The organism is Streptoalloteichus hindustanus (genome assembly GCF_900129375.1).
Lineage (GTDB): Bacteria > Actinomycetota > Actinomycetes > Mycobacteriales > Pseudonocardiaceae > Streptoalloteichus > Streptoalloteichus hindustanus.
The window spans coordinates 101,676-118,385 of record NZ_FQVN01000012.1; the positions used below are offsets into that span (position 1 = coordinate 101,676).

Sequence of the window (16,710 nt, forward strand, 5' to 3'; positions counted from 1 at the left end):
GGAAAAGCCGAGCCCACTTCTCGGAAAGCCACGAAATCATCGCCGGGTCCCACCGGTCGTCGGTGGGCACCGACCGTCGCGCGGCCACCGACCGGGAGATTGCGCATGCGAGAGCGGCACCCCGTGGGCACGCTGCCCGACCTGCTCCGCGCGCGTGCCTCGCGCACCCCGCACGCCGAGGCGTTCACCTTCCTGGAGAGCCGCGACGGCCCCGAACTGGCGCGGCCCGCGCCCCTCGCGGAACGAACGGTCGACTACGCGACTCTCGACCGCCTGGCGCGCGGGATCGCGGTACGACTGCGCGCGGCGGGATCTCCAGGGGATCGCGCGCTGCTGCTGTACCCGCCCGGCCCCGAGTACGTCGCGGCGTTCTTCGGCTGCCTGTACGCCGGCGTGCTCGCGGTGCCCGTGTATCCCCCGGACCCGCGGCGGGAGCGGTCGTTCGGCCGCCTGCGCGCGATCGCCGGGAACGCGCGGGCCCGTCTGGTCCTCACCACCACCGCGGTGCGCGAGGGCGCGGCCGCGGTGGGCGAGCAGGCCGGGCTCGGCGAGTCGACGTGGTTGGCGACCGACGACCTCGACAGCACCACGACCGACCTGGAAGACGCGGACGACGGGGCGTGGACTCCGCCGATCGCCCCGGACTCCCCCGCCTTCCTGCAGTACACGTCGGGTTCGACGGCATCGCCCCGCGGTGTCGTGCTCACGCACGCGAACCTGATGCGCAACCTCGCCGCCATCCACGACAGGTTCGGGCTGAGCGAGCACAGCCACGGCGTGATCTGGCTTCCGCCGTACCACGACATGGGGCTCATCGGCGGTCTGCTCGGGCCGATCCACGGCGGTTTCCCGGTCACCCTGCTCTCCCCGCTCACCTTCCTGCGGAACCCGGTCACCTGGCTGCGCGCCCTCTCGGAGCGGGGCGGGACCTGCGGTGGCGGCCCGAACTTCGCCTACGACCTCTGCGTGCGCAAAGTGTCCGAAGAGGACAGAGCCGGCCTGGACCTGAGCGGGTGGGACCTGGCGTTCTGCGGCGCGGAGCCGGTGCGGGCCGAGACGCTGGACGCCTTCGCCGCCGCCTTCGCACCCTGCGGCTTCCGCCGGGAGGCGTTCTTCCCGTGCTACGGACTGGCCGAGGCCACCCTGATCGTCACCGGGGGCCCGGCGGGAGGCGGAGCCCGGGTTGCGCGGTTCGACCGCGACGCGCTGACGCGGGGACAAGCACTCCCCGTCGACGAGGAGGCCCCCGCCGACAGCACGACGCAGCGGCTGGTGGGGTGCGGTGGCGCGGTTCCCGGCTCGCGGGTGCTCGTCGTCGACCCGCACACCCGGATGCCGTTGTCACCAGGGCGAATCGGAGAGATCTGGGTGGCGGGGCCGAGTGTGGCCGGCGGCTACTGGGACGACCGGGAGGCGACCGAGGAGACGTTCGGGGCCCGGCTGGCCGACCCCGCCGCCCCGGAACGCTGGTTGCGCACGGGTGATCTGGGCTTCCTCGACGACGGCGAGCTGTTCGTCACCGGACGCCACAAGGACGTGCTGGTCGTCCGGGGCCGCAACCACCACCCGCACGACATCGAGTCCACAGTGGAGCGGAGCCACCCCGCGCTGCGGCCCGGCTGCTGCGCGGTGTTCCAGGCCCCGGACGACGGCGGCGTCGAGCGGGTCGTCGTCGTGCAGGAGGTCGCGCGGCGGGCCGACGACGTGCGGCCGGCGGAGGTCGCGGCGGCTGTGCGCCGTGCGGTGTCGGCGCGGCACGGGGTCGCGGTCGACGACGTCGTGCTGGTCGCGACGCGGACGATCCCCAAGACGTCGAGCGGGAAGATCCAGCGGCGGGCCTGCCGCGCGGCCTACCTGGCGGGGGATCTGCTTCGGGTGGATCGGGACGCGCCCGGTCCGCAGGGGCCGGAGCAGGTGTCACCCAGCGGCCACGCGGCGCGGAACGACCTCCGCCGAGCTCCGCTCGGGAGCCGTCGAGCGCTCGCACTGTCCACTGTGGCCGCGTTGGTCGCGGAGCTCGGCGGTGTGCCGGTGGGGGAACAGAATCCGGAGGGCGGCCTGGTCGACAACGGCCTGGACTCCCTGGCGGTGACCGAGTTCCAGCACCGGGCGGAGCGGCAGCACGCCGTCACGTTGAGCCCGTCCGCCCTCATCGCGGCGACCAGTCTCGGCGCGGTCGCCGACCACATCCTGGAGCGGATCGATCAGGCGCCAGCCGCACCGACACCGAAGACCGAGACTGAGATCGGGCCGCCGGACACCAAACCTCTGGACACCGGACCGTCGAACACCGCGGCCACCCGTGGTCCGCTCCCCCTCAGCCAGGGCCAACGCGCGCTCTGGCTCCTCGAACAACTCAACCCTCGCGACCCGGCCTACGTCATCGCGCGCGCGGTGCGACTGCACGGCCCGCTCGACGTCGCGGCGCTCCGCTCCGTCCTGCGGACGCTGGTCGCCCGGCACGAGGCGCTGCGGACGACGTTCACCGTGGTCGACGGGGAACCCGCGCAGGTGGTCCACGACGTCGTGGAACTGCCCCTCGACGTCGAGATGGTCGGCGGCGACGTCGACGCGGTCGACCAGTGGGCGCGCGACCGCGCGACCGCGCCGTTCGACCTGGCCGAGGGGCCGCTCGTGCGCGCCGCGCTGCTCGCCGAGACCCCGCGCCAGCACGTGCTGGTGTTCGCCGTCCACCACATCGTCGCCGACTTCTGGTCGCTGGGGTTGTTGCTCGACGAGTTCCGCGTGCTGCTGTCCGCGGCCTCAGCCGGGGCCGAACCGGCCGGCCTCCTGCCCGATCCCGTTCCCCACCGCGACTACGTGCGCCGGCAGGAGCGGTACCTCACCAGCCCCGAGGCCGAAGAGGACTGGGCGTACTGGCGTGAGCGGCTGGCCGGCCCGGTTCCCCGGCTCCGCCTTCCCACCGAGCGGATCGACGCGCCGCCCCCGGCACCGCCCACGCACGGGGTGGCGCTGCCGCGTGACCTGACCGCGCGGGTCCACGACTTCGGCCGGCGACACGGGATCACGCCCTTCACCGTTCTGCTCACCGCGTACCAGGTGTTGCTGCACCGGTGGACCGGGGACCACGACATCGTCGTGGGCACTCACGTGGCCGACCGGGACTGGCACGGATCAGCCCGGCTCGTGGGGTACTGCGTCAACACGCTGCCCCTGCGGGTCGACGTCGCCGACGATCCGCCCTTCGGCGCGTTGGCCCGTCGGACCGGCCGCGAGGTGCGGGAAGCGTTGCGGCACCGGCGGTTGCCGTTCCCGATCCTGGTCGAGCGCCTCAATCCGGAGCGCCACGCGGACAGCACGCCGTTCTTCCGGACCTCGTTCGCCTTCCACGGAACCCGGCCCGGCGCCCCGGACGCGCTCGCCGCCCTGGACATGGGCGTGCCGGAGACGTCGGTGTCCGTCGGACCGGTGCGGCTGACGCCGTTCCCGGTGGAGCCGGCGGGAGTGCGGTTCGACCTCACCCTGACTCTGTCCGAAGTGGACGGTCAGCTGATCGGCCGGTGGGAGTACGACCCGCACCTGTTCGCCGCGTCCACGATCCGCCGGATAGCGGAGTGCTACGCGGAACTGCTCACCGCCGCGCTGGCGAACGCCGACCGGGCGGTGTCCCGGTTGTCGCTCCTGCCCCCGGAGCAGGTCGACGAGGCGTTGGTCCGGTGGAACCGAACCGAGCGCGCCTACGACCTGGACGTCACGTTGCCGATGCTCGTCCAACGGCAGGCGCACCGGACGCCCGACCGCACCGCGCTGGTGTGGCGCGGGCATCGACTGACGTACCGAGAGCTCAATCGACGCGCGAACCAGGTGGCGCGGTTGCTGTGCGGCCGGGGTGTCGGCCCGGAGGACCTGGTCGCGATCCGGCTGCCCCGCACCCCGCACCTGATCATCACGATCCTCGGTGTCCTCAAGAGCGGCGCGGCCTACGTCCCCCTCGACCCGGACCACCCCGCGCACCGAGTTGGCGTCATCCTCCGGGAGGCCCGTCCGTCGCTGGTCATCACCGACGACCTCGACAGCGTTCCCGGTGACGTCACAGCGGTTCGCCTTCCTGGGCTCGGAGAGCTGGACGCGCTCGGCGACAGTGACCTCCACTCGACCACTCGGCTCCATCCACGGAACCTGGCGTACGTCCTCTACACCTCCGGATCGACCGGAACACCCAAAGGCGTCGCCATCGAACACCGCAGCGCCGTCAACCTCATCCACTGGGCCCAGGAAACCTACACACCCGACGAACTCGCCGGCACCCTCGCCGCCACCTCCATCTGCTTCGACCTCTCCATCTTCGAAATCTTCACCCCACTCACCACCGGGGCCATGCTCATCCTGGCTGACAACGCCCTGGATCTGGCGGACCTCGGCGGCGTCGGCGTGACCCTGGTCAACACGGTCCCCTCCGCCATCGCGGAACTGCATGCCGTCCAAGGCATTCCGCGCAGTGTGCGGGCCATCAACCTGGCTGGGGAGCCACTTCCGGCCGCTCTGGTCCGCGCGTTGTACGACCGCACGTCAACCCGACGCGTCACGAATCTCTACGGGCCGACGGAAGCCACCACCTACGTGACCTACCAGGATCTCCCGGCGGACTGCCGTGATCCGGTCAGCATCGGTGTCGCGCTACCGAACACCCGCACCTACCTCCTCGACCACCACCACCAACCCACACCCACCAACACCACCACCCCACTCCACCTCGCCGGCACCCCACTCGCCCGCAACTACCACCACAACCCCACCCACACCGCCACCCACTTCACCCCCAACCCCCACACCACCACCCCCGGCGACCGCCTCTACCACACCGGAGACCTCACCCACCGCACCACCAACGGACACCTCCACTACCACGGCCGAACCGACCACCAAACCAAACTCCACGGCCACCGCATCGAACCCACAGAAATCGAAACCACACTCCACCAACACCCCCACACCCACGAAACAACCGTCGTTCCCCACGGTGAAGGACGGGAACGTCGCCTGCTCGCCTACGTGACACCCGCTCCGCCCGACGGCGATCAGGAGGAGCTGGCCCGCGCGCTGCGCAACCACCTCGTGGAGCGTCTCCCGCACTACATGATCCCGGCCGGGTTCGTCTTCCTGGACCGACTTCCCCGCACCCCCAACGGAAAAGTCGACCGTGCGGCCCTGCCACCACCGGAGGGGGCCGTCCTCGCCGCGCACCAGCGCCACGTCGCACCCCGGGACCGCACGGAGAAACGCATCGCCGCGGTGTGGGCGTCACTGCTCGACCAGGACCGGATCGGCGTGCACGACGACTTCTTCGAGCTGGGCGGCAACTCCCTGCTCGCCGGGCGACTCGTGCACGAGCTGCGCCGGGAGTTCGGCGTGCGGGTCCCCTTGCGGGAGCTCTTCCTCGACGCGACCGTGGCGCACCTGGCGGCGGCCGTCGAGGCCCGCCGCGACCCGACGGGCGCGCCAGGGGACCGGCGGCACCCGGTTCCGGCTCTGGACGACCTGACCGACGACGAGTGGGACGCCCTGCTGTCCGGCGGCGCGCCCGATCTCCCCGAACGAGCCAGCACGGCGAAGGAGTGGGACCGATGACGGGGCCTGTGGACCAGCCCGCGCAGGAGCCGGGGAGGACGGAGCCGGCGGGAGAGGACGCCCGACGCGCCCTGGTGACCCGCCTGCTCACCGAGCACGGCGTCACCAACGCCACGGCCCTCTCGCCCGAACAGCGGCGGTTGCTGATGCTGACGCGGATGGAGCCGGGGATGCCGGCGCACCTCGTCGCCGGGTACCGGCTGCGCGGCGCGCTGGACCTCCCGGTGCTGCAACAGGGTCTGGCCGAGGTGGCCCGCCGGCACGAGGTGCTGCGCAGCACCTTCGTCGAGGTGGCGGGACGGGTGTTGCGGGTGGTCAACCCGGCGACCGAGCTGAACATCGTGGCGGCGGAGCCGGAGGCGCGGGAGTCGCCGGAGGAGTTCGTGCGCCGCAACGCCGAACGCGAGCTGGCGCAGGCCTTTGACCCGGCCACCGGCCCGCTCACCAGGGCGCGGCTGCTCCGGCTCGACGAGCGGGACCACGTGTTGATGCTGGCCGTGCACGAACTCGTCGCCGACGAGTGGTCCCCCGATCTGCTCGTCCGCGAGCTGGTCACCGCCTGCCGCCGGCTGCTCGACGACTCGGACGTGGTGCCCCAACCCGAAGCGCCGGCCTACGCGGACTACGCCCGGTGGCGACAGGTGCTGGCCGGTGGCGACGAGCACGCGCGGCAACTCGCGTTCTGGCGCGAGCGCCTGGCGGAGGTGCCCCCGCTGCCGCTGCCGACCGACCACGGTCGACCGGCGACCAAGACCTACGCCTGCTCGTCTGTCCACTTAGGACTGTCGACGAGCACCACCGAGGCGTTGGAGGACCTGGCAGGCCGGCTCGCCGTGCCACTGGAAACCGTCGTGCTGACCGGTTTCCAGATCCTGCTCTCGCGCTACGCCCGGCACTCCGACATCGCGGTGGGCACCCGCACCTCGGTCCGAGGCGAGCGGTGGAGCGGCTTGCTCGGCCCCGCCGGCAACACTGTCGTCCTGCGCGTCGACCTGACCGGCGACCCCACCGTCGGTGAGGCCGTCCACCGGGTCGCCGCCGCGACGGACGACGCCGCGCGGAACCGGGAGGTCCTCTTCGGCACGCTGGTCGACGACCTGCAAACCCACCGCGACGTCAGCCGAACCCCGTTCTTCCAGGTGATGTTCGCCTTCCGGGACGGGCGGTGGAGCCTGCGGGACGCGCCCGGCCTGACGGTGACCCCGTACCCGCTGCCGGTCGGGCGGACCGCCGTCGACCTCACCCTCACGGCCGTCCGCGCCGACACCGGGCTGCTGCTCCGGCTCGACCACAACACGGACCTGTACGGAACGGACACGGCCCGCCGTCTGCTGGGCCACCTCAGGACACTGCTCTCCTCGACCACCGACCCCGCCCGGCGGGCCTCCGAGCTCCCCCTGCTCACCCCCGAGGAGCAGCACACCGTCCTGCGGACCTGGAACGAGTCCACTGAGGACGGACCAGCCCACGCAGACCACGCAGACCACGCGGGCTTTCCCGCCGACGCCCTGCTGCACCAGCTCGTGGAGGCGCAGGCGGCCAGGACGCCCCGCGCGGTGGCGGTGACCTGCGGCGGCGCGAGGGCGACCTACCAGGAGCTCAACGAACGGGCCAACCAACTCGCCCACCACCTCCGGGAGCGGGGGCTCGGTCTGGAGGGACGGGTCGCGATCTGCCTGGAACGCTCGGTGGAGATGGTGATCGCGATACTCGGGGTGCTCAAGGCCGGGGGCGCGTACGTGCCACTGGACCCGGAGTACCCGGCGGAGCGGTTGCGGTACCTGATCTCCGACAGCGCCGCCCAGATCCTCGTCACCCAACGCGAACTGGTGGCGGGCCTGCCCGAGGGGACCTCGGACCGCCTGCTGGTGGACGAGGACTGGCCGGCGGTGGCCCGTGCGCCCCGGCACGACCCGGAACCGGTGGCGCAGCCGGACAACCTCGCGTACCTCATCTACACGTCTGGCTCCACCGGCCAGCCGAAGGGCGTCATGCTCACCCACCGCGGCGCGGTGAACAACCTGACCTGGCGGCAACGGCGTTGGCCGCTCTCCCCCGACGACCGGGTCCTCCAGAACCACTCGTTCAGCTTCGACCCCTCGCTGTGGGCCACCTTCTGGCCGTTGATGGCCGGCGCGCGAACCGTCGTCACGCCGCCCGGCCAGAAGTACGACAGCAGCGCGTTGGTCCGTCTCCTCCGAGAAGAGGAGATCACCCTGTACGCGGCGGTGCCCTCGCTCAACGCTGTACTGATGGAGGAGCCGGGCATCGAGGAGTGCACGAGCATCCGATACGTGCAGAGCGGGGCGGAGATGCTCACCGGCGGGCTCCAGCGCGCGGTGTTCTCCCGCCTCGACGCCGAACTGGTCAACTTCTACGGACCCACCGAGACCACTGTGGACTCCACGGCCTGGGTCTGCCCGCGCACGTCAGAGCCGGAGGCCGCGCCCATCGGCCGTCCGGTGGCGAACCTGCGGGTTCACGTCCTCGACGACAACGCGCGCCCCGTTCCGCCGGGCGTGCCGGGGCACATCTGCGTCGGCGGTGTCGGTCTGGCCCGCGGCTACCACAACCGCCCCGGGCTCACCGCGGGCCGGTTCGTCCCGGACCCCTTCGGCGTGGAGCCGGGCGGACGGCTCTACCGCACCGGCGACATCGGCCGCTACCGCGCCGACGGCGTGCTCGAGTTCGTGGGGCGGGCGGACAACCAGGTGAAGGTGCGCGGCTACCGGATCGAGCTGGGTGAGGTGGAGGCGGCGCTGACCCAGCACCCCGATGTGCGGGAGGCGGTCGCGCTGGCCAGGGAGGACACGCCCGGCGACCGCCGGCTGGTCGGCTACGTCACCCGCACCGAGGGCAGTTCCCCGACGCCGTCGGCGTTGTCGGCGTTCCTGGCCGAGTTCCTGCCGTCCCACATGGTGCCCTCGGCGATCGTGGCGCTCGACGAGTTCCCGGTGACGCCCAACGGGAAGGTCGACCGCCGGGCACTGCCCGCCCCTGGCGCTCCCCGCGCTGCGCACGGGGCGGACGACGCGCCCCGCACCGCCCTGGAGAACGAGGTCGCCGGCCTGTTCGCCAGGGCGTTGGGCATCGACCGGGTCGGCATCGCCCAGGACTTCTTCGAGCTCGGCGGCTCCTCGCTGGTGCTCGCCCGGCTGGCCTCCCAGCTCCTCCACCACTTCCACGTCTCGCTGCCGGTGCACCAGCTCTTCAAGGTTCCCACGGTGGCGGGCGTGGCCGAGACGATCCAGGAGTCCCAACAGGACGGTGTCCGGGGCGCGTTGACCACGCGGCACACGACGCAGTTGGAGAACGACGCCACCCTCGCCGAGGACATCACGCCGGACGGCCTGCCCAGGGCCGACTTCCTCGACCCGGACACGGTGCTGCTGACCGGAGCGACGGGCTACCTCGGCGCTTTCCTTTTGGAGCAGCTACTTCGCCGCACCCGAGCGGACGTCTGCTGCCTGGTGCGGGCGAAGAGCCGGGAGCACGCGTCCGAGCGGCTGCGCGAGACCATGCGCCGCTACCTCATCTGGGACGACAGCTACGCGCACCGCATCCGCCCCCTGGTCGGCGACCTGGGCCGACCACGGCTGGGACTGACCGAGGGGCAGTGGCACGAGCTGTCGGGACTGGTCGACGCGATCTACCACTGCGGCGCGACCGTGAACTTCGTCTACCCGTACTCGGCGTTGCGGAAGCCGAACGTCCATGGCACCCAGCAACTCCTGCGCCTGGCCTGCGCCGAACGCCTGAAGGCGTTCCACCACGTCTCCACCGCGGATGTCGTGCTGGCCAGCCACATGCCGCGCCCGCTGCTGGAGGACGAGACGGCGTTGCGGACGCCCAGCGACGACCCCGGCGGTTACACCGGCAGCAAGTGGGTCGCCGAGAAGATCGCGAACATCGCGCGCCGACGGGGGATTCCGGTCTCCATCTACCGGCCCGGCCTGATCCTCGGCCACACCAGGACCGGCGCCACGCAGCCCGAGGACTACCTCGTGGTCTCCTTCCGGGGGTTCGTCGCGATGGGCGTGGTCCCGGACTACCCCCGCATCCTGGACGCGGTTCCGGTGGACTACGTCGCCGCCGCCATCGTGCACATCTCGTTGCGGGAGCGGGCGATCGGCGACTTCTACCACCTGTTCAACCCGGCTCCGGTGAGCATCCGGCGGTTCTGCGACTGGATCCGCTCCTACGGCTACGACTTCCGGATCGTCCCGTTCGAGCGGGCCAGGGAGCTGGCGCTGGGGGTCCGGCCCGGCCACCCGCTGTACTCCATGGTTCCGCTCATCCGGGACGCCGAGGTGGAGCCGCAGGAGTCCCTGGACCCCCGGCTGATCGACCGGGTCCAGCCGGAGCTGGAGTGCCGCAACACGGCGCGGGCGCTGGCCGGCAGCGGCATCGTCTGCCCGCCGGCCGACGAGCGGCAGGCCCACCTGGTCCTGCGGTACCTGGTCGAGCACGGCCACCTCGAACCCCCCGAGACGGCCCGCGCGAACGTCCCCCACCCTCCTGACACCGCCCTCCTGACACCACCTTCCTGACCTGCCCTCCTGACACCGCCCCCGCCACGCGGCGTCCCTGCCACCGTCGAGGGAGAACCCGATGCGCAGCGACGACTTCCCCCTGTTACGCCCGCAGGACCTGCCGGCGTCGACGCACGTGCTCGCGCCCGCGCCGGGCAGCGCGACAGCGGCCGCACTGGCCACCGCGCTCGCCGGTCCCGCCGACCGGACCGACGACCAGGAGCTCGTCGTACTCCGCGCCGCACTGGGGGTTCTCGGGTTCTCCACCGGGGAGATCGCCGTCGTGACCGACGATCCGGAGGAGTCCGCGGGGAACCGGGCCAACGACGCCGCCTTCCGGTTCGTGCGGGTGCGCGGGGACGTCTCGCGGGTGCTCGCCCACTCCGTGCTCCAGGGATACGTGACGTTGTTGGAGGAGGCGTTGGGCACGGGCACTGACCTGACGCCCGAGCAGTGGCGGCCACTGCGCACGGCGATGCGGCAACTGGTGCTCCTGATCTCCGGGGACTTCACGCCGCTCGACGAGCGGGCGGGGCCGGATGTCGTGCGCCTGCCGCCGAGGCCGTCGAGCTACCGGGACAACCAGGCGCTCCAGCGCTGGATCCGGGGCCACCACGTGTTCATGGTCCTCGTGCAGGGCCTGGTGATCAGCCTCAACGGGTTCGCGCACCACGCGTCGGCCGGCGAGATCCCCGAGGCGCAGCGGATGCTGGAGGTGGCCGCGGTCGTCATGCGGGGCGCGGCGGCGGCGCTGCGGTTCACCGGTGACTTCCCGTTCTCCGAGTACCAGAGGAACATTCGGCCCACCCTCATGCCGCCGACCGCGCCGCCGGACATGAGTGGGCTGCGGTGGCGGGACCACGAGCACCTGATCCGGGTGCTCGGGGGCACGCGGACGCTGTTCGCCCAGCTCGATCCCCGGTTGGAGCCGCAACGGGAACGGTTCCTGGCGGCGTTCGCCGCCACCTACGACGCGCACCGGGCGGTGTGCGGGCACTTCGTGGGCACCGAGCAGTCGAGCGTGCTCATGGCGGCCCGGTCGCCGCGCTCTGCGGTGTCTACATTGGACCATTTCAAGAAGGTCCGCAGTGGACTGGTGCGCTCCAGGGAGCACGACACTGACGGGGCCACCCCGTGAGCGCCGTGGAGTTCGGGAGCGCCAGTGGTCTGGCCGGGGCCCTGACGGCGGTCGCGCTGGTCGTCGTGTCCGCCGTCGTCGCGTTCCGGGCGCTGCGCACGCCCGCGGTCGTCCCGGCCCACGCCGACGAGCAGCGGTTCTCGGCGCTCAGGGCGATGCGGCACGTCGAGGACATCGCGCGGGCGCCGCGTCCCGTCGGCTCGGCCGAGCACATTCGGGTGCGCGACCACCTCGTGCGGAAACTCTCCGAACTCGGTCTCTCCCCCGAGGTCCAGACCGCCGTGGGCGTCAACGAGGTCGACGGCATGGAGCGCGGAACCCGGTTCCGCTCGGCCGGAGAGGCGCGCAACGTCGTCGCGGTCGTGCCCGGCGCGGAGGGCGCCGCCGACCGACCGGCGGTGCTGCTCGTTGCCCACTACGACTCGGTTTCGTCGGGGCCGGGGGCGAACGACAACGCCGCCGCCGTGGCAACCCTGTTGGAGACCGCCCGGGCGCTGTTGGCCGCGCCGAACCCGTTGCGCAACGACGTGATCCTCCTGTTCACCGACGCGGAGGAGGTGGGGCAGCTCGGGGCGCGGGCCTTCGCCGACCGGCATCCGCTGCGGAAGCGCGTGGGCGTGGTGCTGAACTTCGAGGCGCGCGGCAGCCGGGGTCCGGTCCTGATGTTCGAGACCGGACCCCGCAACGGTCGGCTCGTCACGGCGCTCGCCGGCGCGGTGCGCCCGTCCTACGCCTCGTCGTTGTTCCACGAGGTGTACCGGCGGATGCCGAACCTGACCGACTTCGGTGTCTTCCGCGAGAAGGGGTTGCCGGGCCTCAACTTCGCCTACATCGACGGGTACCAGCACTACCACAGCGCGTCGGACACCCCGGACAACGTGAGCCGGAGCAGCCTGCAACACCAGGGGGAACACGCGCTCGGGCTCGCCCGACGACTGGGCGACGCCGACCTGACCGGCCTCGCCTCGCGGGGCGATTCCGTGTTCTTCCGGCTGCCGCACGGGCTGGCGCGGTACCCCGCGACGTGGTCGCTTCCCCTCTCCCTCGCCACGGTCACCCTGTGGGCCACCGTCGTCGCACTGTCCATAGTGGACTCTCAGGTTCACGCGCCGTCCGCACTGCTGGGGGCGCTCGTCGGGGCGGCCTGGCTCGTCGCGGCCGTGTTGACACTCGGCACGCTGCCCCGCCGGATCGTCGCCCGCGGACCGGAGACGACCTTCCACGGCCACCCGCGCCGCGGTGGTCCCGCCTACCTGGTGGCCCTGGTGGCCGCCACCGTGGGCTCGTACGCGCTGCTGATCCAGCTTCTCCGCCCCTACTTGGAGATCTCCGCACTGGCCGTGGGCGGGACGGTCTGGTGGGTCCTCCTGACGCTGGCCACCGCCCGACGCCTGGCAAGCGCCAACTACCTGGCCCAGTGGCCGCTGCTGTTCGCCGCCCTCGGCCTCGCGGTGCTCACGCTGCCCCCGGCGGCCGCGGAATCCCCGACACTGGTGGTGGCGGGTCTCGCGCTCGGGGCCGTAGTTCCGGTTCACCTCCTCGCCCCGCTCGTGCACCTCACTTTCGTCGGGTTGCTGCTCAAGGGATCGGTAGCGCCCACAGCCGTGGTCGGTTCGCTGACACTGTTGTTGACCCCAGTGCTCAACGTGATCACCCTGGCGACGGGCTGGGCGCTGCCGATCGTCGCCGCGGCGACCGCCCTGGTCGGCTTCACGATCGCCGGAGTGTCAGCGCGGCCCACCACGTCGACGGGTCGGTTCCAGGGCGTCCTCTACGCGCTGGACACGGACACCGGCAAAGCCCTGTGGGCCACAGTGGACGATGACCACCACGCACTCGACCGGAGCGCGGGCGAGGTGGGCCGCGACCGCCTGCGGGAGTTCCTTCCCCACTCCCTCCACCACTTCCGCCACGTCCCGGCGCCGGCGCTGCCCCTGCCCGGTCCCACCGTGACGGTCGTCGACGACCACCGGCGAGGGGACCACCGCCACCTCCAGCTCACCCTCTCCTCGCCCCGGGGAGCCACCGACGCGGTGCTCGTCCTGTCCGGCGCACGGGTCCTGGCGTACGCGGTGGAGAAGGTTCCCGGCCCGCCCCAGATCCCGTCCGACGACGACTTCTCCCTGTGGCTGCACGGGATTCCCACGTCCGGCCTCCGAATCGACCTCGTCCTGCGGCCCGACCGGCCCGCCGTGCTGCGGGTCGTGGACCGGACACCCGGCCTGCCCGAGTCCGCGCCGACGGCGGCCCCCGACCCCGCTCCGGCCCTCGGACCGGGCACGGCGTGCGGCGCCACCCACGTCCGCGCCACGACCCGCCTTCAGCCCACCCCACCCCAGGAGGACGCCATGCCCGGGTTCCTGGACGACGACGACACCACCCTGGTGTGCCGGGTCGTCGTCAACGACGAGGAGCAGTACTCGATCTGGCCCGCCGACCGGGAGAACCCGCCCGGCTGGCGGGACTCCGGTTTCACCGGAACCCGTCAGGAGTGCCTGGCGCACATCGACCGCACCTGGACCGACATGCGGCCGGGGTCGCTGCGCTAGCACCGTCCGTCCTCCCCACTCCGAAAGGACCCGCCATGAGCGCCGACCCCGACCTCACCCTCGACGACCTCACGCCGATCCTGTTCGGCCACGCCGCTTTCCAGTACCTCAACGCCGGCTGCGAGCTGGGCCTGTTCGCGTTGTTGGCCAGGGAACCCGATCTCACCAGAGAGAACGTGCGGGACGGGCTCGGGCTGGCCGACCGGGCCGTGGACGTCCTGCTGCTCGGCACCACCTCGTTGCGGCTCACCACCCGCGTGGAGGGCCGCTACCGCAACGCCCCGGTCATCGACCAGCTCGTCAGGGAGGGCCGCTGGGAGAACTTCGCCAACGTCGTGGCCTTCGAGGCGCACATCGTCTACGAGGGACAGGCCGACTTCGTGGAGTCGTTGCGGGACAACACCAACGTCGGCCTGCGCCGGATCAGGGGCACCGGACGGGACCTCTACCACCGGTTCGCCGAGAACCCGCACCTGGAGCGCGTCTTCTACCGGTACATGCGGTCCTGGTCGGAGCTGGCCAACCCGCTGCTGCTCCAGAAGGTCGACTTCGGCCGGGTCAAGAAGGTGCTCGACGTGGGCGGCGGCGACGCGGTCAACGCCATCGCCCTGGCCGGGGAGCACCCGCACCTGGAGGTCACCGTGCTGGAGATCCCGGCCACCGGGCCGATCGCCCGGCGCCGGATCGCCGACAGCGGGCTGTCCGACCGTGTCTCGGTGCACGAGTGCGACATCTTCCGCGACCCGTTCCCCACCGGGGCCGACTGCGTGCTGTTCTCCCACCAGCTCGTGATCTGGGAGCCCGAGCAGAACGTGGAGCTGTTGCGGCGCGCGCACGAGGCGCTGCCGCCGGGCGGCCAGACCGTCATCTTCAGCTCGATCTCCGACGACGACGGGGACGGACCGCTGATGGCGGCGCTGGACAGCGTCTACTTCGCGGCGCTGCCGGCGGAGGGCGGCATGATCTACGCCTGGCGGCAGTACGAGGAGTGGTTGCGGGAGGCGGGTTTCACCCGGATCCACCGGTTGCCCTGCGCCGCGTGGACGCCCCACGGAATCATCGCCGCGACCAAGTGAGACGGGGTCGAGGCGCGCGGTGCGTGCTCCCCGCGCGCACGCGCGCTCGCCCCGCCCCGGCCCGGGTCGACGCACCGACCCGCTCCCCCTCCCCTGCGCGGCAGGGCGCTCGATCGGAGTTCCGCGCGATGGCACGACACCACGACGCCCCGACCTCCGCCTCCCCCGCACCGCTGCCGGTCGACGTCCCCGCGGCCGAGCTCCTCAACGGTTTCGTCGGCACGCACGTCCTCTACGCGCTCACGGTGAGCGGTGTGCTCGACGCGGTCGTGGCCGCCGGGTCGGTGTCCGTCCCGACCCTCGCCGAGGCCACCCACTCCGAACCCACCGCCCTCCGCGCCCTGTTGCGGGCCGCCCAACGCCTCGGGCTGGTGCACGGGGACGCCGGGACGGACACCGTCGCGCTCACCCCCGGCGGGCGGGAGGCGTACCGGGTGCGCGGGTACTTCACCGCCACGGTCGGCGGATTCGGCGACGTCTTCCGGCACCTGGACACGCTGTTGGCCTGGCCCGAGGAGTTCGGCAGGTCGGTGCTGCAGAACGGGCACTACACCGCGTTGGGCTGCGCGCAGAACTGGGACTTCCAACGCCGGATCTTCGACGGGGCCACCGGAGACCTCGGGTTCGGCCGGGTCGCCGACATCGGCTGCGGCGCCGCGGCCCGGCTCATCCACCTCGTCGGCGGCCGGCCGGACGTGACCGGCGTCGGCGTCGACGTCAGCGGCGAGGCGTGCCAGCTCGCCAGGCAGAACGTCAAGAGCGCCGGCCTGGACGACCGGATCACCATCGTGCAGGCGGACGTGCTGGGCGTCGTCGGCGCGCCGGAGGCCTTCACCCAGGTCACCGACGCGGACCTGGTCACGTCGTACTTCATCCTGCACCACTTCGTCGGCGAGCGGGTGGGCGGTCGGCCGTTCCTCACCGCCCTGCGCGCCGCGTTCCCCCGGGCGCGGAGTTTCGTCTTCGCCGACGGTTTCCGGGACCCGCGAACCGAACCGACCGACGACGCCGGCCCCGCGCCGCTGTTCACCCTGGCCTACCAGCTCTTCCACGACTTCACCGGCGTCGGGCTGCGAACCCGCGCCGAGCAACGGGAGATGTTCCTCGACGCCGGGTACCGCGTGGAGCGGGAGCTCCCGTTCGGCCACCCCCTCGAATGGCTCTTCGTGCTGTCGCCGGGAACCGACCCGGCATGACCCGCCGCCCGGCCCAGCGCCGGCCAGGCCCCGGAGGTGGCCGAAGTGTCCGCAGTGGACAGACCGAGGGTCGTCTACGTCCACGGCAACCGCACCATGCGGTGGTCGACGGCGTGGGCCCCGTGGCTGCGCGACGAGCTGGCCGCGCTGGGCTTCGCCACCGTGTTCGAGACCTTCCCCGACTCCATCGCGGCCCGGCGCGAGTACTGGCTGTCCTTCTTGGACGAACACCTCGCGGTGGGGCCGGACGACGTGCTGCTGGGCTGGTCCTCCGGGGCCGTGGCCACCCTGCGCTACCTGGAGGGGCACCGGTTGCGGGGCGCCGTCCTGGTCTCGCCGTACACCGGCCTGGACGACGAGCTGGAGCGCGCCAGCGGCTACTTCGACCAGCCGTGGGACTGGGACGCCATGCGCCGCAACCAGGAGTCGGCCGCGGTCTTCTGGGGCGACGACGACCCGTTCATCCCCCAGGAGCAGTTCGCCCTCGTGGCCGAGGCGCTCGACGCCACCTCCTTCGAGATCCTCGGCGGCGGGCACTTCCTGGACCGCACCGAGTTCCCCGAGCTGCTGGAGTACTTCAGGGCGACCTACGCATGAGCCGCGTGGACCGCGCCCGCGCCCCGACGGCGG

General features: G+C 72.2%; 7 protein-coding genes and 1 pseudogene. All 8 read left to right on the top strand.

The window, feature by feature from the left end:
* The first annotated feature begins 105 nt into the window (after positions 1-105).
* The 8 genes and pseudogenes from BUE43_RS27760 (at position 106) to BUE43_RS27790 (ending at position 16,677) form a co-directional block, all read left to right on the top strand.
* Positions 106-5,589, top strand: a complete 5,484-nt coding sequence (locus tag BUE43_RS27760) for a non-ribosomal peptide synthetase (protein WP_073488913.1) — start codon at positions 106-108, stop codon at positions 5,587-5,589.
* Positions 5,586-10,139 (top strand): non-ribosomal peptide synthetase, encoded by a 4,554-nt coding sequence (locus tag BUE43_RS27765; RefSeq protein ID WP_073488915.1) that lies wholly within the window; start codon positions 5,586-5,588, stop codon positions 10,137-10,139. Before BUE43_RS27760 ends, BUE43_RS27765 begins: the two co-directional genes overlap by 4 nt.
* A gap of 61 nt (positions 10,140-10,200) precedes the next feature.
* The gene (locus tag BUE43_RS27770) at positions 10,201-11,259 is read left to right on the top strand and encodes a hypothetical protein (protein WP_073488917.1); all 1,059 of its coding nucleotides are present in this window, start codon (positions 10,201-10,203) and stop codon (positions 11,257-11,259) included.
* 305 nt (positions 11,260-11,564) lie between these two features.
* Positions 11,565-12,167, top strand: a pseudogene (locus BUE43_RS36110) (M20/M25/M40 family metallo-hydrolase); the annotation flags it as partial.
* Between the two features lie 1,440 nt (positions 12,168-13,607).
* The gene (locus BUE43_RS36115) at positions 13,608-13,808 is read left to right on the top strand and encodes an MbtH family protein (protein ID WP_234995966.1); all 201 of its coding nucleotides are present in this window, start codon (positions 13,608-13,610) and stop codon (positions 13,806-13,808) included.
* Between the two features lie 35 nt (positions 13,809-13,843).
* Positions 13,844-14,884 (top strand): methyltransferase, encoded by a 1,041-nt coding sequence (locus tag BUE43_RS27780; RefSeq protein ID WP_073488921.1) that lies wholly within the window; start codon positions 13,844-13,846, stop codon positions 14,882-14,884.
* 128 nt (positions 14,885-15,012) lie between these two features.
* Positions 15,013-16,080: an SAM-dependent methyltransferase gene (locus BUE43_RS27785; RefSeq protein ID WP_143174423.1), complete on the top strand. Its 1,068-nt coding sequence runs from the start codon at positions 15,013-15,015 to the stop codon at positions 16,078-16,080.
* Between the two features lie 45 nt (positions 16,081-16,125).
* Positions 16,126-16,677 (top strand): RBBP9/YdeN family alpha/beta hydrolase, encoded by a 552-nt coding sequence (locus BUE43_RS27790; RefSeq protein ID WP_200797687.1) that lies wholly within the window; start codon positions 16,126-16,128, stop codon positions 16,675-16,677.
* The last annotated feature ends 33 nt before the right edge of the window (positions 16,678-16,710 follow it).

Coding starts and splice junctions, on each gene's coding strand:
- BUE43_RS27765 (WP_073488915.1), top strand. CDS start 5,586: ATGACGGGGCCTGTGGACCAGCCCGCGCAGGAGCCGGGGAGGACGGAG.
- BUE43_RS27780 (WP_073488921.1), top strand. CDS start 13,844: ATGAGCGCCGACCCCGACCTCACCCTCGACGACCTCACGCCGATCCTG.
- BUE43_RS27785 (WP_143174423.1), top strand. CDS start 15,013: ATGGCACGACACCACGACGCCCCGACCTCCGCCTCCCCCGCACCGCTG.
- BUE43_RS27770 (WP_073488917.1), top strand. CDS start 10,201: ATGCGCAGCGACGACTTCCCCCTGTTACGCCCGCAGGACCTGCCGGCG.
- BUE43_RS36115 (WP_234995966.1), top strand. CDS start 13,608: ATGCCCGGGTTCCTGGACGACGACGACACCACCCTGGTGTGCCGGGTC.
- BUE43_RS27760 (WP_073488913.1), top strand. CDS start 106: ATGCGAGAGCGGCACCCCGTGGGCACGCTGCCCGACCTGCTCCGCGCG.